18 protein-coding genes and 1 tRNA gene are annotated in these 20,680 nt (G+C 44.0%); 8 read left to right on the forward strand and 11 right to left on the reverse strand.

Annotated elements, in window-relative coordinates; genetic code table 11:
* Nucleotides 1–76: 76 nt before the first annotated feature.
* Nucleotides 77–1,414, reverse strand: coding sequence for a dicarboxylate/amino acid:cation symporter (locus tag RTJ53_RS03780; protein ID WP_312275888.1), 1,338 nt, complete (start codon nucleotides 1,412–1,414; stop codon nucleotides 77–79).
* Between the two features lie 467 nt (nucleotides 1,415–1,881).
* Here RTJ53_RS03780 and RTJ53_RS03785 point away from each other — a divergent pair.
* The 4 genes from RTJ53_RS03785 to RTJ53_RS03800 all read left to right on the forward strand — a co-directional run bounded on the left by RTJ53_RS03785 (nucleotide 1,882) and on the right by RTJ53_RS03800 (nucleotide 4,617).
* A tRNA-Ser gene (locus RTJ53_RS03785) sits at nucleotides 1,882–1,971 on the forward strand.
* 62 nt (nucleotides 1,972–2,033) lie between these two features.
* Complete coding sequence (locus RTJ53_RS03790; RefSeq protein WP_312275889.1) at nucleotides 2,034–2,750, forward strand: 16S rRNA (uracil(1498)-N(3))-methyltransferase; 717 nt, start codon at nucleotides 2,034–2,036, stop codon at nucleotides 2,748–2,750.
* A gap of 231 nt (nucleotides 2,751–2,981) precedes the next feature.
* On the forward strand, nucleotides 2,982–3,764 hold the full coding sequence (locus RTJ53_RS03795; protein WP_312275890.1) for an acetoacetate decarboxylase: 783 nt from the start codon (nucleotides 2,982–2,984) through the stop codon (nucleotides 3,762–3,764).
* A 52-nt stretch (nucleotides 3,765–3,816) separates the two neighbouring features.
* Nucleotides 3,817–4,617 (forward strand): 3-hydroxybutyrate dehydrogenase, encoded by an 801-nt coding sequence (locus RTJ53_RS03800; protein ID WP_312275891.1) that lies wholly within the window; start codon nucleotides 3,817–3,819, stop codon nucleotides 4,615–4,617.
* Between the two features lie 140 nt (nucleotides 4,618–4,757).
* Here RTJ53_RS03800 and RTJ53_RS03805 read toward each other — a convergent pair whose 3' ends face one another.
* From RTJ53_RS03805 to dnaQ, 7 genes are all read right to left on the reverse strand, one after another.
* Complete coding sequence (locus RTJ53_RS03805; RefSeq protein ID WP_312275892.1) at nucleotides 4,758–6,131, reverse strand: 3-deoxy-D-manno-octulosonic acid transferase; 1,374 nt, start codon at nucleotides 6,129–6,131, stop codon at nucleotides 4,758–4,760.
* A 132-nt stretch (nucleotides 6,132–6,263) separates the two neighbouring features.
* Entirely contained in the window at nucleotides 6,264–6,797 is a 534-nt protein-coding gene (locus tag RTJ53_RS03810; protein WP_065263418.1) for an inorganic diphosphatase, read from the reverse strand.
* Between the two features lie 199 nt (nucleotides 6,798–6,996).
* Nucleotides 6,997–7,641, reverse strand: a complete 645-nt coding sequence (gene nth / locus RTJ53_RS03815) for an endonuclease III (RefSeq protein WP_312275935.1) — start codon at nucleotides 7,639–7,641, stop codon at nucleotides 6,997–6,999.
* An 81-nt stretch (nucleotides 7,642–7,722) separates the two neighbouring features.
* Nucleotides 7,723–8,532, reverse strand: coding sequence for an RnfABCDGE type electron transport complex subunit B (locus tag RTJ53_RS03820; RefSeq protein WP_312275893.1), 810 nt, complete (start codon nucleotides 8,530–8,532; stop codon nucleotides 7,723–7,725).
* Between the two features lie 113 nt (nucleotides 8,533–8,645).
* Nucleotides 8,646–9,455 (reverse strand): NAD(+) diphosphatase, encoded by an 810-nt coding sequence (nudC, locus tag RTJ53_RS03825; RefSeq protein ID WP_312275894.1) that lies wholly within the window; start codon nucleotides 9,453–9,455, stop codon nucleotides 8,646–8,648.
* An 18-nt stretch (nucleotides 9,456–9,473) separates the two neighbouring features.
* Complete coding sequence (locus RTJ53_RS03830; protein WP_312275895.1) at nucleotides 9,474–11,150, reverse strand: hypothetical protein; 1,677 nt, start codon at nucleotides 11,148–11,150, stop codon at nucleotides 9,474–9,476.
* A gap of 193 nt (nucleotides 11,151–11,343) precedes the next feature.
* The gene (dnaQ, locus tag RTJ53_RS03835; RefSeq protein WP_312275896.1) at nucleotides 11,344–13,026 is read right to left on the reverse strand and encodes a DNA polymerase III subunit epsilon; all 1,683 of its coding nucleotides are present in this window, start codon (nucleotides 13,024–13,026) and stop codon (nucleotides 11,344–11,346) included.
* A gap of 136 nt (nucleotides 13,027–13,162) precedes the next feature.
* Between dnaQ and RTJ53_RS03840 the strand changes: the two genes are divergently transcribed.
* The 3 genes from RTJ53_RS03840 to RTJ53_RS03850 all read left to right on the forward strand — a co-directional run bounded on the left by RTJ53_RS03840 (nucleotide 13,163) and on the right by RTJ53_RS03850 (nucleotide 15,494).
* On the forward strand, nucleotides 13,163–13,708 hold the full coding sequence (locus RTJ53_RS03840) for a hypothetical protein (RefSeq protein WP_312275897.1): 546 nt from the start codon (nucleotides 13,163–13,165) through the stop codon (nucleotides 13,706–13,708).
* A gap of 111 nt (nucleotides 13,709–13,819) precedes the next feature.
* A complete protein-coding gene (locus RTJ53_RS03845) occupies nucleotides 13,820–14,107 on the forward strand; it encodes a hypothetical protein (protein ID WP_312275898.1) in 288 nt (95 codons plus the stop codon).
* Between the two features lie 61 nt (nucleotides 14,108–14,168).
* Complete coding sequence (locus tag RTJ53_RS03850) at nucleotides 14,169–15,494, forward strand: LD-carboxypeptidase (RefSeq protein ID WP_312275899.1); 1,326 nt, start codon at nucleotides 14,169–14,171, stop codon at nucleotides 15,492–15,494.
* Nucleotides 15,495–15,569: 75 nt separating this feature from the next.
* Here the strand turns inward: RTJ53_RS03850 and RTJ53_RS03855 are convergent, their stop codons facing one another.
* Both RTJ53_RS03855 and apbC read right to left on the reverse strand, forming a co-directional pair.
* Nucleotides 15,570–16,379 carry a cation diffusion facilitator family transporter gene (locus RTJ53_RS03855; protein WP_312275900.1) on the reverse strand — a complete coding sequence of 270 codons (810 nt, stop codon included), beginning with the start codon at nucleotides 16,377–16,379 and terminating at the stop codon, nucleotides 15,570–15,572.
* 123 nt (nucleotides 16,380–16,502) lie between these two features.
* A complete protein-coding gene (gene apbC, locus RTJ53_RS03860) occupies nucleotides 16,503–17,729 on the reverse strand; it encodes an iron-sulfur cluster carrier protein ApbC (protein WP_312275901.1) in 1,227 nt (408 codons plus the stop codon).
* 212 nt (nucleotides 17,730–17,941) lie between these two features.
* Between apbC and metG the strand changes: the two genes are divergently transcribed.
* Nucleotides 17,942–20,053: a methionine--tRNA ligase gene (metG, locus tag RTJ53_RS03865; protein ID WP_312275902.1), complete on the forward strand. Its 2,112-nt coding sequence runs from the start codon at nucleotides 17,942–17,944 to the stop codon at nucleotides 20,051–20,053.
* Between the two features lie 129 nt (nucleotides 20,054–20,182).
* On the opposite strand, the gene RTJ53_RS03870 is transcribed toward metG, so the two are convergent.
* The gene (locus tag RTJ53_RS03870; protein ID WP_312275903.1) at nucleotides 20,183–20,344 is read right to left on the reverse strand and encodes a hypothetical protein; all 162 of its coding nucleotides are present in this window, start codon (nucleotides 20,342–20,344) and stop codon (nucleotides 20,183–20,185) included.
* Nucleotides 20,345–20,680 lie beyond the last annotated feature (336 nt).

The following is a 20,680-nucleotide window of genomic DNA, read 5'->3' on the forward strand; positions in this document are numbered from 1 at the left end:
CCCAAAACGCAAATGTTTTGGGTTTTTTACGATTCATCAACGCTTTTATAGGCTTATCTTTTCTAGGCTTATACGCTTATACAGTGGGATGATGCTCAATAGGCGGTAATGGCTGACCATTGAGCGCTGCGTCCAAACGCTGTTTGTCTAACGCATTTTCCCAACGTGACACGACAATCGTCGCACAGGCATTACCGGTTAAGTTGGTCAATGCACGGCACTCTGACATAAAGCGGTCAATCCCTAAGATAAGCGCCATCCCTTCGATTGGCACAGTTGGCACCACCGCCAAAGTCGCTGCCAAGGTGATAAAACCAGCGCCCGTGATACCTGCTGCGCCTTTTGAGCTTAACATTGCGACCAATAATAAAGTAATTTCTTGGGTCAACGTCAAATCAATATTACAGGCTTGCGCGATGAATAACGCTGCCATGGTCATATAGATGTTGGTACCATCTAGGTTAAATGAATACCCTGTTGGAATCACCAAACCGACCACTGATTTTTCGCAGCCTGCGCGTTCAAGTTTTTGCATCAAGGTTGGTAGTGCCGCTTCTGATGAACTGGTGCCTAACACCAATAGCAATTCATCTTTAATGTATTTAATCATCTTGATAATTGAAAAGCCGTTGTAACGTGCCACAACACCGAGTATCACCAGCACAAATAGCAATGAAGTGATATAAAAACAGGCTATCAAAAAGGCTAAGTTGCCCAGTGAGTGCACGCCATACTTACCAATGGTAAATGCCATCGCACCAAACGCACCAATCGGCGCAGCTTTCATCAAGATTTCAACCGCCTTAAACACAGGCGCAGATAACTCTTGAAAGAAGTTTAACACGGGACGAGCACGATCACCCACGGATGCTAACGAAACACCAAACAGCACTGAAACAAATAACACTTGCAGGATATTCCCTTCTGTCAGTGGACTTACCATGGTTTCCGGAATGATATTCATCAAAAAACCGGTAATGGTACTATCGTGCGCTTTGCTAACATACTCAGACACTTTAGCCGCATCTTTCCCTGTTGCCAGTGTGGCTGGATCGATATTGAGACCCGCGCCAGGTTGCAACACATTGGCAACCACAAGACCGATGATCAATGCCAAGGTTGAAAAGGTAATGAAATACAGCATCGCTTTACCAGCAACACGACCGACTCGCTTCATATTGCTCATACCAGCAATACCCGTTACCACTGTCAAGAAAATAACGGGGGCGATAATCATTTTAACCAATTTAATAAATGCATCACCCAGTGGTTTCATTGCCTCGCCCACTTCTGGGGCAAAGACGCCAAGCAAAATACCCAGTACAATGGCGATAATCACTTGTACATACAGAATTTGGTACCATTTACGAGGTTTGGGGGGTTCCACGAGCGTCGTGGTATCGATAGGTATCATGACAGATACACTCCTTTATCTGACGAACCCTAAAACTGGGATAAGGTTACATTTGCGATAAAAATTGTGTAACAAATTTAGCCAAATAGTCGCACAACCTTTAGAATTTTATCAACAATCGTTAGAAAATCTAATGGATTGCAGTGCTGCGTATATTAACAATGTGATAACGTATCAGCAAGGTAATTTTCAACATTATTGTTAAGCAGCAATGGGTCATATAGAGGCACTAAAACAATCCGTTGTATCAATATTTTTAGACGCAGGATTGATGGGTTTTTTAAGCGTTTTTCGCTTCAATATTTTGCTTAACATCAGTGCAAAGTATGAAGCGCAGTTATTAAGCCAAGGTGTTCAGCATAATTATCTAACTTTCTATTTAACTTTCTTTTCATAATATTTTTTGCATTAACATAAAATAATGCTTGCATTGTTATTTCACTTGTATATAATAGCCACCACAATTTGGAAGCTTGGCAGAGCGGTTGAATGCACCGGTCTTGAAAACCGGCAAGGGTGCGAGCCCTTCGAGAGTTCGAATCTCTCAGCTTCCGCCATATTAAAAAAACCCCTGACTTAATTAAGTTTTGGGGTTTTTTATTGCCTAAGATTTATCCTTATGAATATCATTCTTTTACCGCAAAATACCTTATCGACCGCTATTATTGATGATAAAGCGAGCGTGATGCACTTAAAACAGGTGCTTAAAGTGACATTGGGCGATACGGTGAAAGTCGGTATCAAAAATGGTCATTTAGGTACAGCCGTTGTGAGCAATATCCACGATTCAAGTATCGAATTATCCCAAATCCACTGTACTATTGCGCCACCTGTCAAACTTCCACTGACTGTTATTTTGGCAATCCCCCGCCCCAAGGTATTGCGTCGTCTATTTTTGGACATGACGGCGATGGGCGCCCAGCATATTATCTTGGTTAATAGTTACCGTAGTGAAAAGAGCTACTGGCAAACCCCTTTTTTAACTCAACTCGATAACTATATCCATGAAGGCTTACAACAAGCCTGCGATACCGTAAGCCCGACCGTGAGCCTCAAAAAACGCTTAAAACCCTTTGTTGAAGATGAACTACCTGCTTTAATTGCAGGCAAACAGGCGATTTTGGCACATCCTTATGCCAATGAGCAGTTTACCCAAGTATGGGATAACACATTACCACATGTGTTGGTGATTGGCGCGGAAGGGGGCTGGATCGATTATGAAGTCGAATTATTCAAAACTGCTGGCTGCCAAGTGGCGCATATTGGCAATCGCATCTTACGCACTGAGAATGCCGTGAGTGTACTCTGCGGTCATGCACTGTTAACTAGCCAATAAAAAAGCCCTTAAAAATTGCCCTATATTGTTGTCAGATAACCTGCTATCGCCAAAGTTAAGCGGATGCAGGTCTGAAAAAATCATTACAACATCATAACAATTTTGTCTTGGGATTGATTTTGCATAAAGGTGTATGATATTTCCTGCTTCATGTCATAACGATAAAATTAAATAATATTGCATAACTAGATAACATGACTGGATAATATAACGAGATAAAAAGGAAAGCTCATGAAAGCGAGTGATATCTTAGATAACGCGACGTTTATGCCTTTTACTGCCCCACCTTGTTCGAATGGTCCTTACGAATTTTTTGACCGCGAATACTTTATCATCACCTACCGCACAGATCCCGAAAAACTGCGCGCTATTGTACCTGAGCCACTCCAAATCACTGATGACGCGCAGGTGAGTTACGAATTTATCCGTATGCCCAACAGCACAGGTTTTGGCAACTATACCGAATCGGGACAAGTGATTGAAGTGATTGATGCCGAAGGTCGTCATGCCAATTATACCCATTGTATGTTTTTAGATGACTTTGGACCTACCGCGGGCGGGCGTGAACTGTGGGGCTTTCCAAAAAAAATGGCGTCACCTGTGTTAACTGTCGACAACACCGACACCCTACTTGGCACACTCGACTATGGTAGTGTGCGCGTAGCCACAGGCACTATGGCATATAAATATGATGAGCTGGACAAAGCCACTGTCAAAGCCAATATGGAAAAAACGCCCAATTATTTGTTAAAACTCATTCCCCATGTTGATGGCACGCCGCGTATTTGCGAGTTGGTGCGCTATTATTTGACCGATGTAGAAGTTAAAGCAGCCTATACAGGACCTGCTACCTTACAGTTATTTGACCATGTGATGGCACCCGTGTCAAAATTACCTGTGCTAGAAATCGTTAAAACCTCTCATATTATTGCTAATCTCACCCTGGCGTTGGGAGAAGTAGCAGTAGATTACATTGCCGATGCGCAAGCCCGTGCCGATAGTAACTTTCAATAATTAAAACTGAACTAATAAAACCACTTTGTCATAAAAACTTAAGGAGAGAAATATGGCTACTCAACTCACTACTGATTTAACCGGTAAAGTCGCACTCGTCACTGGCTCTGCAAGTGGTATCGGTCGCGATATCGCAGAAACCTATGCCAAAGCAGGCGCTGCGGTAGGCATTGCAGATATCAACCCAGATGCAGCGCAAGCAACCGTGGATGCAATCAAAGCCGCAGGCGGCAAAGCAGTTGCCATTGCAATGGATGTGACCAATGAAGACGCGGTAAATGCTGGCGTGGATAAACTGGTACAAGAATTTGGGGACATTGATATTTTGGTATCCAATGCCGGTATCCAAATCATCAATCCCATCGACCAATTTAGCTACGCTGATTGGAAAAAGATGATTGCCATTCATCTAGACGGTGCTTTTTTGACTACCAAAGCGGCACTTAAATACATGTATCAAAATGATAAAGTAGGTACCGTCATTTATATGGGCTCAGTCCACTCGCATGAAGCATCAGCCCTAAAAGCGCCGTACGTCTCCGCCAAACACGCGCTATTAGGTTTAGCCCGCGTATTGGCTAAAGAGGGTGCATCTCACAACGTGCGCTCATACGTGGTATGCCCAGGCTTTGTCAAAACTCCACTGGTTGAAAAACAAATCCCAGAACAAGCCAAAGAAAAAGGCATTTCTGAAGAAGAAGTGGTAAAAAACGTGATGCTTGGTCAAACCGTTGACGGTGAATTTACCACAACCGATGATATCGCTCAATTAACCTTATTTTTAACGGCTTTCCCAACCAATGCGATGACAGGTCAATCATTTATCGCAAGTCACGGCTGGTTTATGAAATAGCTGAATGCTGTCCTATAAAACCAAAGTAAAAGAAAATCTGAAGTACAAAAATAAATTACAAAACTGACTAATAAAAAAGGATTAGCGTGGCTAGTCCTTTTTTTTGCGTTTGCAATCTATATAAATGGTTAATGCATGGGTTACAGATCGTCAATGAGCTTTCGACCATCACTCGCCACAGGTTCATGGTCAATTTTTTGAATCTCTGATTTTATAAGCTGTTCCTTATTATCAGCGATACATTGCATGATCATGGCAAGTTGTTGCTTGGTCGCATCTTGATATTTTTCTGCTAAAATTTGCCCGACGTGACCCGCGGTTTGAGCGGCTTTTGGGTTGGCAAGCCAGTGAGCCAGTTGCTGCGTTAATTCATCACTACCATTGACTTGCACCAATGCACCGGCTTGTTTTAACTGATCCACAATCAGTTGGCAAGATTGGGTATATTGCCCCATAATAATCGGCTTGCCGACAATGGCTGCTTCTATTGGATTATGCCCCCCGATATTGACCAAAGACCCACCGACAATGGCAATGTCTGAGAGAGCATACCACACGCCAAGCTCACCCATACTATCTGCCAAATAAACGCTCTCATTTTTGGCAGGTTCGCCATCTTGACTACGCCGAATCACCGGCAAATTTTTGGAACCAATCAATTTGGCGACATCATCAAAACGCTCGGGGTGACGTGGCACGATAATGAGTAGCGGATGAAGGTTGGCATACTGGGCTTTCACGGTTAAAAAACTGTCTAAAATTGCCAATTCTTCGCCTTCATGGCTGCTGGCTGCCAAAATCACGGCGCGATCTGACAAGTTCCAACTTTGTTTTAACTTTTCGGCACGGCTTAGCATCAACGGGTTGGTTTTACTAGACCATTTAAGCGAGCTAGCAATGCGGATTTTGTCACTGGTAGCGCCCAATTGGCGAAAGCGTTTGGCAGAATCGCTGTCTTGGGCGATGATAAGGCTTAAATTCTCCATCATACTTTGGCTAAGCTTGGCAGCTTTTTGATATCCCTTAAAAGATTTTTCAGACAAGCGCCCATTGACCAAAATCGTGGCAATTTGACGATTGTTGAGTTCAGCAAGCGTGGTGCCCCACAATTCAGTCTCGATAAATAGCGCGGCGACGGGTTGGACATGGGTTAAAAATTTATCAATCACCGCTTTGCTATCGACCGGTACAAAACTATGGTACACCTTGCCTGCTGCTATCTCAGGCGCAAACAGCTGCTCGACGCGGTTATAGCCTGTATGAGTGGTATTGGTCACCCACAACGCGTAGCCTTGCGCGAGCAAATCTCTTAAAATCGGTTCGGCAGTATTGGTTTCACCGAGGGACACCGCATGACACCAAATTATCGGCTGGCGGGTGTGAATCTCAGGAAACACTTGACCGAAGCGTTGCTGCTTTTCATCAGGCAAGGTGGTTTTGCTCGCAAGTTTTAGTTGGTATAGTGGCCTTAACAGCGACATGGCGAGACGATAGTATAACGGTGTGGCTTGCATAACGACTCTTAAAACAACTTAATAAAAAAATGCCGTCATTGTAAAAAACGAGGGCTAAAATAGCAATAAAAAAACCCTACTTTGTGGGTAGGGTCTTTGAACTTAGACGTTCGCAAAATTCAAGGCGAATAATTAGGCTTGTTCTGTCCAGCGTTTTTGTGATTCTTTAATCACCGCTTTGGCTTCATCGATGTCGCCCCAGCTTTCAACTTTGGTTGTGCCCGCTTTTTTCAAATCTTTATAGTGATTAAAATGGAACTCGATTTGCTTAATCAGTTGCTGTGGTAAATCTGCTAGGGTATTGATAGCGTTACCGTTGTTGCGGTCATCGGCAGGTACTACCACCACTTTATCATCCACTTCACCATCATCCACGAATTTCATCACGCCAATGACTTTGGCTTCGATAAAGATGCCTGTTGGTAATGGCGTGTCAGTGATGATCAGTGCGTCTAATTCATCGCCATCTTCATCAAGGGTTTGTGGGATAAAACCATAGTTGGTAGGTTTGGCAAATAATTGTGGCTCTACGCGGTCAAGTTGCATCACGCCAAGTTTACGGTTCCATTCGATTTTGTTGTTTGAACCCGCTGGAATTTCGATAACCACGTTAATCACGCCGCCATCAACATCACCCGCATCAAGAATTTGGTTAAAATCTGCCATGAGTTTTTCCTTTTTGTTAGTAAAATTGTTTACAAAACTGCTTGTAAAAAAGTAGCCTAAAAGTGGGTTGATTATAGCAAAGTCTGTTGGCTTTCTCTATTTTTTCCCATCGCAACTTCTAGGAGATTATGAATATGCATAGGCAAGTTTGGAATTAAAAAAATTGGTCGTTTAACATCCTGTGTCAATTTAAATCCACTTACTTTTCAATAAACTTGGCTTTGTCTTTAAACATACATTCATCAAACACCGGGCATTTGCCACATTCTGGACTTCTAGCTTTACAAGTATAACGCCCATGCAAAATCAAATAATGGTGCGCGTCCAATATATAGGCCTGTGGTATTCGAGCGATGAGTTTATCTTCCACTTCTCGCACATTTTTACCCGTTGCCAAGCCTGTGCGATTGCCGACACGAAAAATATGGGTATCCACTGCCATAGTGGGCTGTCCAAAGGCGGTGTTAAGCACCACATTGGCAGTTTTTCGCCCTACCCCTGCCAGGCTTTCAAGCTCGTGACGGGTTTGCGGTACTTCGCTAGCAAATTTATCCACCAAGTCTTGGCAGCATTTCATCACATTTTTGGCTTTGCTATTATATAGCCCAATGGTTTTGATATAACTTTTTAGCCCTGCTTCACCCAAATCCAAAATTGCTTGCGGGGTATTGGCAACGGCATACAATTTACGGGTAGCCAGATTGACACTGACATCGGTGGCTTGTGCCGACAGTATGACTGCGATCAACAATTCAAAGTTGCTCTGATATTCCAGTTCCGTCTCTGGTTTTTCAATGGCTGCGGCTAGTTTTTGGAAAAAAGGCAACACGTTTTTATTGGGCATGCGCCGTGAGGGCGGCGTCTCTGCGGTTTTGGGCACTTGTATTTTTGGTTTGATGTTGGCAACCATTATGCACTCTTTAAGTTATGGCAGTGTCGCAAGTTGCTGCTGCAAGGCTTGCACCAAGGCTTGTTTATTGTCATCTGCGCGTACGGCAAGTTGTTTTTCTAATTTTTTGATTTGGGTGCGTAGTTTTGCCGCTTCAATAGCGTTTTTAGCCGCTGCTGCATCGATATCGACTTTGATATCATTGAGTTTGGCTTGTACCATACTGACCACAGGTTTGGCATTGGTATTGTCATTGACTTGGCGTTCGATACGGTCAAGGTGGGCGTAATAGCGCGCGCGTAATCCGTCTTGCTCGGTTTGCCTTGTAGCGTCATCCATCAACCGTGCGAAGGGCACCAGCTCGATGCAGTCCACTGGACAGGGTGGCAAACACAGCTCACAACCTGTGCATAGGTCGGTAAAAATGGTATGCATACGCTTGCCTGAGCCAATAATGGCATCGACAGGACACGCAGGGATACATTTGGTACAGCCAATGCAATCTTCTTCTCGAATGATAGCTCGCATTTCCATCGGACGATTGGTAGCGGGATCGGTTTGCCATTTTGAGGCTTCAGCTGTCAGTGGGATACGCGCAAGCAACTTGCCGATTTGGTCAGTAACTGATTGTCCACCGGGCACGCATTGGTTATGCGATTCGCCCAGTGTGACAATCGAGGTGGCATACGGCAGACAGCCTTCAGGATGACCGCATAGCCCGCATTGGGTTTGCGGCAGGACTTGGTCGATTTGTTGTATTAATCGTTTATGCTCGATACTTAGGCTATTTAGGTTTAAATTATTAAATAGATTGGGTACCTTGAAAACAGGTTGGCTATCAGACATGGCTCAATTTTTATTCACTATAATCATCAGTGTGTATTTTAGCATAGCGCATACCTATTTCGCCTATAACCTATCAAGACAAATGATGAAAACAAGTCACTTAATCAATCTGTTTAAGATTGGTAATGCTGTTTGACCCATTCGATCAGTTGGTAAGCAATCGTGCCTTTTGGCGGAATGATAGGGCCGTTTTCATCTAAGCTATCTATATCAAAAAATTGGGCATCCATCAGCTCATCGTTATCTATGGTGATATCGCCACTTTGGTAATCTGCAATAAAGCCTACCATTAAATTGCTGGGAAAAGGCCACGGTTGGCTGCCAAAATAGCGCAAATTGCTGACAGATAACCCCACCTCTTCCATCACTTCACGATGCAAGCATTGCTCTAAGCTCTCACCGACTTCCACAAAACCTGCCAGCACGGTATACATTTTGCTATCTGTCGCCCGTAGATGATGCGCCAACAAAATCTGCGGTTTATCCGCGGTGGTTTTGATGATGGCGGTGATGATACAAGGCTGTACTCTGGGATATTGGTGATAATGGCAGCTGGGGCAAACGGTGGCATTTTCAATGGGGTGTAACTCCGTGGGCGTACCGCAGCGGCTACAAAATTGATGATCTTGACGCCAGCGTAACAACTGCATGGCTTTGGCTAATTGGCTGGTTTGTAGCGCAGCAAGGCTGCCAATCAGATGTCGAAAGCGCAAAAACTCAATCTGTCCTGTAATTTCTTCTGGCAATTGCGATAAATCAATATCCTGATAGGCAATGGCATAAATACTGTTGCCTGCCTCATCGGTGTCCACTTTAACTGCCTGAGCGGGCACGTCCTCACAACGATAAAAAAAAGGAAGTCCGCCTATACAAGCGAACTTATCGTTATCACAAATAAGCAAATAATGGTGTAATGCGGTCATATTGGTTACCAAATTACCCTAAGCCACAAGCATGTGTTGTAAGCTGCGATAGCCGACATACATTGCATGGTTGCCTGCGGGTTTGTTCGTTTCAAGACTTTCTAGATAATAATCGGCTGACATCACAATATCGGCAATTTTAGCAAGCACATGCTCTGACAACTCGCGACCCTGTTGCTCGATTAAGTTTTGTAGCACTGTGGCACCGCGTTTGAGCAGTTGGCTTTGTCGAGGTAAGTTTAAAAATAAGCAAGCACCCGAGATAGCGCGCATAATATTAGGCACAGGCGTGATATGTAAAATATCTTTGTCGGTGTCATTTAAATAATCATTGAGCGCAGTTTCAATGGTGGCAATAGCGGTACGGCTTTCTTGGACGAGCGTGTTGTGAGCCGTTTCGATTTGATGTAGCGAAATAGTCTGGTTGTACACCGGCAATGTCACCGCACCTGGGGTATGTGATTTTGCTAGGTTAATCGCCGCATTTTCTGCCATCATTAAAGTGCCAAGCAAGCCATCAAAATCATCAGGCGTTGGCTGCGTCCAAGTTTTTACTTTGCCAATTTGTTGAGTCAGCGCTGTACTAACCTCATTTAAATTTAAGGTTTTAAACACGCTACTTAAATCATGCAAATGCTGCGCCATGGTATCAATCTCATCTGTGCTTGAGTTGAGATTATCTTGACGGGCATAACTGTCACTGGCAGATTTAATCAAATCAATTTCTTGCTGGATGAGCTGGTTAAGCGTACTGGTCACTTCACGGTCAGGTCCAAATAGGAAGCCGCGCATGGTTTTTAACTGGGTTTCGTCTAAGGTATTGGCCGAGAATTTGCGCTGAACTTGCAAGGCAAGCTGGCTATCTCTTGAACTGGCAAATTGTACCAAATCCGCAAAGCGAGAATCATTGACAGGTAGATAGTCATTAAATTGTTGTTCAACAAAAATGAGCGCCCGCTTTTGCAGGTTACTAAGCGGTAACACCCCTGCCAAGTCTGATACAGCCGCATCAGCAGCATGCCAAAACAAACTATCGGTACGTTTTGAAACCATTTCACACGCAGATTGCATGGCTTTGATTTTTTCTAGCTCTTTAGGCGATAATTGATTGCTTTGTGCGGTGAGTGCTACGCTTAGACCTGCGCGATAAGCTTCCACCAGTTTTTTTGGGTCAATGCCGAGTGATTTTAACGGTTGGTAATTTTGTTCTGGATTAGCAATGACGATACTGCTGTTTTTGTTGGCAGTTAAGTCTGATAGCTGCAGTGCTGGCTTATGCAAATCGCTGTGAAGTTGATTGATAATCGGCAACAACAGCGAAGGTTCAATGGTTTCTTTAAGTAATACAAACTCGATATAACGCGCCAACGTCATGATACCTTCTGACACATCCATCATCATGTCATTATTGGGTTGGTCGCGCTCGTCATAGAGTTTTTGCAGTCCTGCCGATAGACTATTGGCAAGTTCATAACCTTCCTCTAATTGAATCAACCGCAATACTTTTGCCAATTGCGCCAAGGTATCCACGGAATCAAGCAGCAAAGGCGCTTGACTACTGTCGTCATTAAACTCACTTAAATGCATCTCGGCATCATGTAGCGTCACGGCAAGTTCAGGTCTTAACAAATGCAATGAAGGCAAATCAAAATTGGTGACCGTTAGTTTTTGTGAGTTAGGACTTGGCAGACTCATGTTTTTTTATCCAAAATGATTTTAGGGTGATAAAGGTAAAATGACAGCTACGCTTATTGCTGATTATTGTAAGACGTCCCTATGCCAGTGTCTATGTCAAAGTGTTAATACCCGCACAATAATTACACTTTATCATGAAATTTTGCCTATCAAAAAAATGCTTTTACAAAATTTAATGAGGCATTGTTTATTGTTAAACACTCGCCCAATTCTCAGCTAGCTGTGGGTTGTTATCTTTTAAGGCATTAAGCCATTCAAGATGCGCCTGCTCAGCATCACTACTTGCCAAAAAGCGCTTGATAGTCGTGCTAAAACGCTGATGCTCAGTTGCGCCGCCGACACCGCCGCCGACATCATCATCAATCGCCAACGCAACCTGACCGCCAGTCATCGCCAGATACACTTCTGCTAAAATCTCGGCATCGAGTAACGCCCCGTGGAAGGTACGGTCTTGTTTGCCGACATTGAGACGTTTAACCAGCGCATCCAACGTATTACGCTGCCCTGCGAACATGCGTTTGGCGATGGCAAGGCTGTCTGTCACGGTGACGGTTTGGTTGATATCGGGGAAGCCAAGTCGCGCAAACTCAGCTTGCAAAAAGCTCATGTCAAACCCTGCATTATGCGCGATGAGTTCTCCGCCTTGTAAAAAATCATAAATCGCTTCACCAACTTGCTCAAATACGGGCATATCATTTAAAAACGCATTGTGAATGCCATGAACCCGAATGACTTCCTCACCCATCTCAATTTTTGGGTTGATATAGACATGCAGTTTTTCACCGGTAAAACGTCGATTAATCATCTCAACAATACCGACCTCAATGATACGATCACCATTTTGTGCTTCAAACCCTGTGGTCTCAGTATCGAGAATCAGCTGGCGATTGGCAGTCCCTTTGTGTTTGGCGATGGGCAGTAAAGGTATAAAGGTTGGGTTGGGCTGACTGGTAATACCGTTAAACACGGGACGTTGAGCAATTAAGCTGTCATCTTGTGCGACAAATTGCCCTTGTGGGTTGGTGAACACCGCAAAATGTGGGTTAGCACTGGTTGGCAAGTGAGTTGACTGTCCCCCTAACGATGATTGAGTTGATACATCGACACTTTGAATAGGGCTGGTTTGAGCCTTGCTTGTGTGAGTAGTGCTTGGGGCGGGTTCACCGTCAAGTGCCTGCAAAAAGATATCCCCCATTATCTCACTGTCGGCAAACACCATGTCTTGCGCGTCATCAAAAGACGCATCGCTAAAATCGCGGGTTAACGCTGAGTGATTGAGGACTGGGTTGTTATCGGTTGACATTGGGTTCATGGTCGGGTCTTTTTTTTTACTATCAAAATCAGGGTTTTTATCACTAAAATCCGATTTTACATCGTTAAAATCAGTGGTAGGATTAGGTGGATTTTTAATCACTTTGTTAAAACTTTTGGGCAGTTGGTCAATGCCTTGGTTTGCAAGCTTATCGGCATATTCATTGCCATCATGACCGGCATGTCCTTTGACCCATTGCCAGTCAATTTGTCGCTGCTCACACAGCTTATCAAGCCGCTGCCATAATTCCACATTTTTGACATTTTTCCAATGTTTCTTTTTCCACCCTGCCAGCCATTCGCTGATGCCTTTGATGACATAGCTAGAGTCTGACCAAATTTGAATCGGTAACGCTTTTGGGCTATTTTCCAGTGCCGCAATCGCACCCATCAGCTCCATGCGGTTGTTGGTGGTATGCGCCTCACCCCCGCAAATATCAATTTGATCACCCGTCGGTAAAATCACCACAGCACCAAAGCCCCCTTTACCAGGATTGCCACGGCAGGCACCATCAGTGTAAGCAAGGGTTCGACCCACAAGGGGCGTTAAGGCATGATTTGACATAGATAACAACCCATATGAAACAGCAAAACAATCAAAAAAACAGCCCTCAGTATAAGAAAAAAAAGCATAAAAAGCCATGCCAAAACGTCTATAATAACCGCTTATCGTTGCTATCTTTTGGTTGTAAAGGACGTCTATGCAAAAAAAATCTCGTGCGCTCGTGTCACCTGTGTTGACCAAGGTGGGTATGGCTATGCTCTGTGCGCTAAGCCTAAATTTGGCGGCTTGTAACAAGCCCCAATCCCCTGCAACGACTAGCAGCGATGGCGCAAAACCGTCGCCAGCACTATCACAACCTGCCGCTAGCGATGATGTGTTTGTGGGCTGTTACACAGTCAGCCATACAGAACCTGCCCAAATCAAAATCATCAAAAATGGTGACAACTATGCCATGCAAATGCGCGAGTTTAACGACCCCAGCAAAAACTGGGACAAGCCTGAAGCCATGCAAGTCATCGCCACTGACAGCCCAGATATACAAAAATACTTTGACATCAAAGCCGATGAACATCAATACTTAGAAAAAGTCATCGCCCGTCCCGACCGCGTGTTTGTGCTCGCCAAAATCACCGATAGTTTTGCAAGCCTAAACCCGCAATTTGACAGCCCGTATCTGGGTTATATCTACAAAGGTAGTAATACGGTCTATAAAGTGGCATGCGAGCAAACCACCAAACTTTAATCACCTGAGTCGCTGCTTGACTTGATAAACTTGGTTTGCTGCTTGATTTGATGCTTGAGTTAATACATCCCATCCAAATTTCACCCTCAAACGATTGATAGAGAATAAGCGATGAATTTTTTTGCATGGTTAGTGCTAGGCTTGGTGGCATACGCTAGTGGCTTTAGTATCCGTCATTTTCGGTACAAAGGCACAACCCTCCCAAATGATAAAAAATGGCAATACACGGCGATTTTTTTTGTGCTCGCGCTCGTGGTCTTTGCGCTATTGAATTTATATGTTATGCACAAAGCTGCGCTTGATATGATGTTTGTGTTGGTATCGAGTTTGGTGGCAACAGGGGTTTTTTACTATGGTATCTCGGCAGATACCAACAACAAGATGAATATACCTGATTAAACATACCCGATTAGTTGAACCATGATTTTTTGTAAGTCTATGAATTTGTTTGGATAATAAAATGTCTCAAAAAATGGCGAATACTCACGCCCCCATGACTACCACCCACTTGGCTGGCTTGACGCGGCGTCGACTGCTAAAAACAGGGATAGCGCTATCGGCAGCGACGGTAACGGGTGCAAAAGCAGATTTGACCATTGGCGGGCAAATGATTAGCCAACCTTCACAGCGCTATGGGTCAAACAATGATGCTGATAACATGGCTTTTGGCGACCCAGGCGCAACGCCCAATGACAATACGCCCATGGAAACAATGCCCATCAATCCCCAATGGCCCCAATGGGACTTTGCGACCATCAAAGCCAATTGTGAAGCCCTCAAAGGTCGCGGCGTCCACCTCCATTTGGTGGCGCCATCGGGATTTGGTAGTGATGAACAGCGTAACTTACTGGCGATTCACCGACTCACCCAAGCGGGATTTTATATCGACAATCCCGAAGTGATTAGTCGCCGTTATTTGCGTTTTGCAGGTTCAGACAGCGAGCGCTTGGGCGATATTACCGCGTTACTTAATCGACCTGTACACCAATTGCCCAAGGTATTACTCGGCGTGCGTGGCGGCTATGGCGCGATGCGTTTACTCAACAAACTAAGTGATCAGCAGTGGCGAATGCTGACGCAAAAACTCAAAGAGCGCGGCACACTGCTGATGGGATTTAGTGATTTTACTGCGTTGCAACTTGCTATGTACGCCAAAGGTCATCTTCCCTATATGGCCGGGGCAATGCTCAGTAGTGACTTTGGCAAAACAGAGGTGAATACCGATACCATCCAAAGTTTTATCAACCTTTGTACCCAAAACCAGCTACGTATCCAAGTGCCAGAAACTCAGCTTTATCGTGACACTGCGCGTCCTTTGGCTAAGCCGATAAAAGGCATCTTATGGGGCGGTAATCTTAGTGTGTTATCTGCAATGGTGGGCACACCGTATATGCCAACTGTCGACAATGGGATTTTATTTTTGGAAGATACCGGTGAGCAGCCTTACCGTATCGAGCGCATGCTACAAACCTTGGTGTTATCAGGCATTGTGGCAAAACAGCAAGCGATTGTGCTGGGCAAATTTAATTTTAGCGGTATCAGTGATGCTTACAATGGCGATTACACCTTTGATACCGTCATCCGTACTATTCAACAAACCACAGGGCGACCTATCTACACCGATTTTCCCTTTGGACATGTGGCAAGACGCATTAATTTTCCGTTAGGCGTTCCTGTCACGCTTGACAATGTGGGTAGTGGTTATCAAGTAACTTTTAACCAGTTTTATCATCTTAAAACCGATATAAACTTTGCTAATTTGGATTTAACTAAATTGTTGGTCTAAATTATTTTCGTCAGATTGATTGCATGCTTACTTGAAAAATTACTTGAAACACTACTTTCAAAGCTACTTGCAAGATTAATTGTTAGACAAACGTAAAATTTTAACCGCGCCACTGGCGACCAAGGCAAAGACCAAGAGCCCAATCATCAGATCGGGATAGCGCGACTGGGTAAACCACGTTAACACCCCAGTCAAGATGACACCTAAGTTGACAATCACATCATTGGACGTGAATATCATACTGGCTTGCATATGTACGTCTTTACTTCTACTTTTCTGAAGTAGATATAGACATAAAGCATTACCGAGTAACGCCAACATCGAGATACCTATCATCATCGCAAAATTTGGTATCGTCTCTGCACCTAAAAATCGACGCACCACTTCCATCAATCCCGCTACAGCAAGCAGTAACTGCAACACACCTGCGACCTTAGCAGTCAGCTGTTTGGTTTGCAGCGAATGCCCCACGGCAAACAACGCTAACCCATACACGAAGCTATCGGCAAGCATATCTAGACTATCAGCGACCAATCCCATCGAGCCGCTTAGCCAACCACTCACGGATTCTATGATAAAGAACAGCAAGTTAATAGCAAGCACTTGCCATAACAATTTGCTTTGTTGGTGATCGTTGCTAGTTTTGCTATTGGCTGCATCAGTCACTTGGGTGAGTTCCGAGCCAATGATAGAACTGTCAATATTTAGCGGCTGTAGTTGCTTCAATATCACTGCAGCATCGCATTCGTGAATTACTGTCATCTGACGATTGGCAATATCAAAGGCTAGCGAGTGAATTCGGGTATTGGGCGCTAATGCCATCCGAATCATTTGCTCTTCAGATGGGCAATCCATTTTAGCAATTTTAAATAGCGTTTTTTGCATAACTCATCTAATTGAAGACATGGTTAATTGGGGCTTATATTATTTTAAAACCTGTTTGAATTTTAACATGAAAACAGGCTTGTAATTTCTCAAATACGCTCACATTGACTATCAGATTTCAATTTAGAAAATCCGATTGTTATCATGCGTTTTGGCAAATTTGGCGATATTGGCTTCGATATTTTTAGCGATATTGAGATAATAGTCGGCAAATTCATCGCCTGCGCCTTGATTGGCAATGACGGACGGCTCTCCTTTATCGGCTTGCTCGCGGATGCCTTTTGCCAGTGGTAATTGCCCCAGTAGCGGCACTTGATACTGTGCTGCCATTTTATCCCCGCCGCCTTCGCCAAAAATTGCTTCGGTATGCCCACAGCTGCTACAAGTATGCAGCGCCATATTTTCTACCACGCCGAGCACAGGGATATGGGTTTTGCGGAACATCTCAATGCCTTTTTGCGCATCTAGCAAGGCGATATGCTGCGGAGTGGTCACAATCACCGCACCGGTCACAGGAATACGTTGGGCAAGCGTCAACTGGATATCCCCCGTCCCAGGTGGCATATCAATCACCAAATAATCAAGATTTGGCCAGTTGGTTTGGTTGTAAAGTTGCATCAGTGCGCCTGTGGCTTTGGCACCGCGCCAAGCAATCGGGGTAGTGTCATCGCTCAATAAGCTACCGATGGATAGCATCGGCATACCTTGCGCGGCAATCGGTACAAATTGCTCATGCTCGAGCTGCGGCTGCTGACCTGCCACGCCAAGCATACTTGGAATACTCGGGCCATAGATATCGGCATCCAACACGCCCACGCGTTTACCCAGTTTTTGCAGCGCCAATGCGATATTCACTGTCGTCGTCGATTTGCCGACGCCGCCTTTACCCGAAGCCACCACAATAATATGCTCGATACGTGGATGGGGTGTTAATTCTGCTTGGGTGGTGGCTTTTTTGGCAATCGCAGGTTCATGGGTATCTGTGACTAATTTGTCACTTTGTGGCGTGACCTGAGTGACAGGTGGCATGGCATTGGGGGTTTTGGGTAAGGTTGAGCCACTGCCTTTGGTCGTAGGTTTTGGCGCAGTACTGCTGTCAAATAAGGTAATATTCATATTCACTTCACTGACCCCATGAATATGCAGCTTTTGGCTCAAATCATGATGGATTTGTTCAGGATTGCAGTCATCGGGCAAGCGCAAATCCAATGTCAGACTATTACCTTGCTGTTTAATCCCTTTGACATAGTGGCGAATTGGCTGGTTATTGACGTGATATTCATCAAATAATTGATTAAGCGTGGATTCATCCACTGTAGCCACGGTTTTTGGTTTGATAAAGTTGAACATGATAGTTGCTTACCCCAATGTTGTTATTTTAACGATTTTAACCACTGTTAAGTGGGGTTTATTGCCAATTTTCACAGAGACTGATTGAACATATCTGTGTGAAAAGTAATTTTTCTTGTTTGATTGATGCCCATTGGTTGGGAAATGATGCGATTTAAGCTATCATACAGCAATAATAACGTTTTTTTAAACAAATCAATAACAGGTGTATTGTGAGAAAAATTTTAGTTACTAGCGCCCTACCCTATGCCAATGGTCCGATTCATTTGGGGCATTTGGTTGAGTACATCCAGACCGATATTTGGGTACGTGCTATGAAATCACTGGGTCATCAAGTGACGTATGTGTGTGCCGATGATGCCCATGGCACAGCGATTATGCTCAAAGCAGAAGCCAACGGTGTCACCCCTGAAGAGCAAATTGCCGATGTCAAAGCCTCCCATGAAAAAGATTTTGCGGGATTTTTGGTTGATTTTGACAACTATTACTCAACCCATAGCCCTGAAAATGAGCATTACTCTCAGCTGATTTATAATCGCTTGTATGAAAACGGTCATATCTCGCACAAAGCAGTTGAACAGCTGTATGACCCAGAAAAAGGCTTGTTTTTGGCAGACCGTTTTGTCAAAGGCGAATGCCCAAAATGCGCTGCAAAAGACCAATACGGCGACAATTGCGAAGTCTGCGGCACCACTTACAATGCCACCGAACTCAAAAATCCCTACTCAACGCTTTCAGGTGCAACGCCTGTTTTAAAATCATCCATCCATTATTTCTTTAATCTGCCAAACTTTAGCGAGTTTTTGCAAAATTGGACGCGTAAAGAAGGTCGCCTGCAAACCTCTATCGCCAACAAATTACAAGAATGGTTTGATGCAGGTCTTGCCAATTGGGATATTAGCCGCGATGCGCCGTATTTTGGCTTTAAAATCCCAAACACCCCAGCCAGTGAACCAGACAAGTATTTTTATGTGTGGCTGGATGCGCCTGTCGGTTATATGGCAAGTTTCAAAAACTTGTGTGACCAACAAGGTGCGAATTTAGGCTTAAATTTTGATGAGTATTGGTCAAAAGAAAATCATAACAACACCGAAGTTTATCACTTTATCGGTAAAGATATTGTATATTTCCACGCCCTGTTTTGGCCGGCTATGCTTGAAGGCGCAGGATTTAGAACCCCCACTGCCATCAACGCGCATGGCTTCTTGACCGTCAATGGCGAGAAAATGAGTAAATCTCGCGGCACTTTTATCAAAGCCGATACCTACTTGCAAAACCTTGACCCTGAATACTTGCGTTACTACTTTGCTAGCAAATTATCAGCCAGTGTCGAAGATATCAATCTTGACCTCGAAGACTTCATGCAAAAAGTCAATTCAGACTTGGTGGGTAAGGTCGTCAATATCGCCAGCCGCTGCGCAGGATTTATCCATAAAAATCATGGTAGTAAACTGGCACTAACAATCAGCGAGCCTGCTTTGGTGCAACAAATCATTGATGCGGGCGAAGACATCGCTGCCGCTTATGAAGCGCGCGAATTTAGCAAAGCCATGCGTCTGATTATGGCGTGTGCAGACAAAGCCAATGAGTACATCGATGACAAAAAACCGTGGGCACTCAACAAAATCGAAGGTCAACAAGCCGAAGTACAAGCGGTGTGTACCGTCGCGCTTAATATCTTCCGTCAATTGGTGGTTTATCTTGCCCCTGTATTGCCATTGATGTGTGAAAAAGCACGAATCTTTCTCAATGTTGACAGCCTAGATTTTGATAGCCGTCATGCGTTATTGGTCGGGCATACCATCAACGCCTTTACCCCATTGATGCAGCGTGTTGACAAAGATAAAGTTGCTGCGATGGTGGACGCCTCAAAAGAAGATTTAAACAAGCAGCCTGCTATCGCCAATCAAGCCGCAACTGGACAATCTGGCGCGAGCAAAACCAAAGCCGCCGCTAGCGAACAACCCACTGATGCTACGGCATTAATTGGTATCGATGACTTCGCCAAAGTCACGATGACCGTAGCAAAAGTGCTAGCCTGCAATAACGTGGAAGGTGCAGATAAATTGCTGCAATTTACCCTAGATGTGGGTGAGACAGATGCGCAGGGCAATATGAAAACGCGCAATGTGTTTAGCGGTATCGCTAAATTTTATAACCCTGAACAATTAGTGGGCAAAACTGTGGTCTGCGTCACCAACCTTGCGCCACGAAAAATGAAGTTTGGTATTTCTGAAGGTATGATTTTATCGGCTGAAAAAGCCGGTCAATTGACAGTGGTTACTTTAGATGACCATATCCCTGCAGGTGCGACCCTTGCTTAATGGGCTTAACTGGGGTTAATAGCCATAATTTGAAACATTTTTGTCAAAATATGAAAAAACCGCTGATAATCATCAGCGGTTTTTTTATTAAGCTATCCTAAATATCAAAAAATCTATATTGTCGTAAGATTAGCGTTCGCCTTTACTCACGCTGATGCGAACGGATATAGATTTTCGATTGGCTCTAACTGGATTAGCTGCCTTATTATATTGGCAATAATGGGGTGCTTCAGCCGAAGGTAGAATAGCACCAACTACTAATACGCCTGCCATCAAGTTTGATGAGTTCATATAGCCTCCTTGTTGAGTTAGTGTACGATGATTCCATCTGTGAATCATTTACCTTTACTAAGCACAGACATGTTTAACTTAATCAACGCTGCAACGAATCGTTTAAAAAAGATAAATAATGCTGCGAGTAGAAGTTCTATTCTAAAAGATATCGAAAGATTTTCCTACCATTTTATTATGACAATTTCATGAAATATTCAATAATATTTATACTTTATGTTTCAATTGAATACTTTATGTAATTAAGCATAATCATATGGTGGTATTCATAACAGGTTTTGTTAATAACTGAAGTTACGCAGCCCTTTAAAAAAGCGCTATCATAACAAAAAAAGC

It is taken from the genome of Moraxella sp. CTOTU46711 (genome assembly GCF_031975715.1).
Lineage (GTDB): Bacteria > Pseudomonadota > Gammaproteobacteria > Pseudomonadales > Moraxellaceae > Faucicola.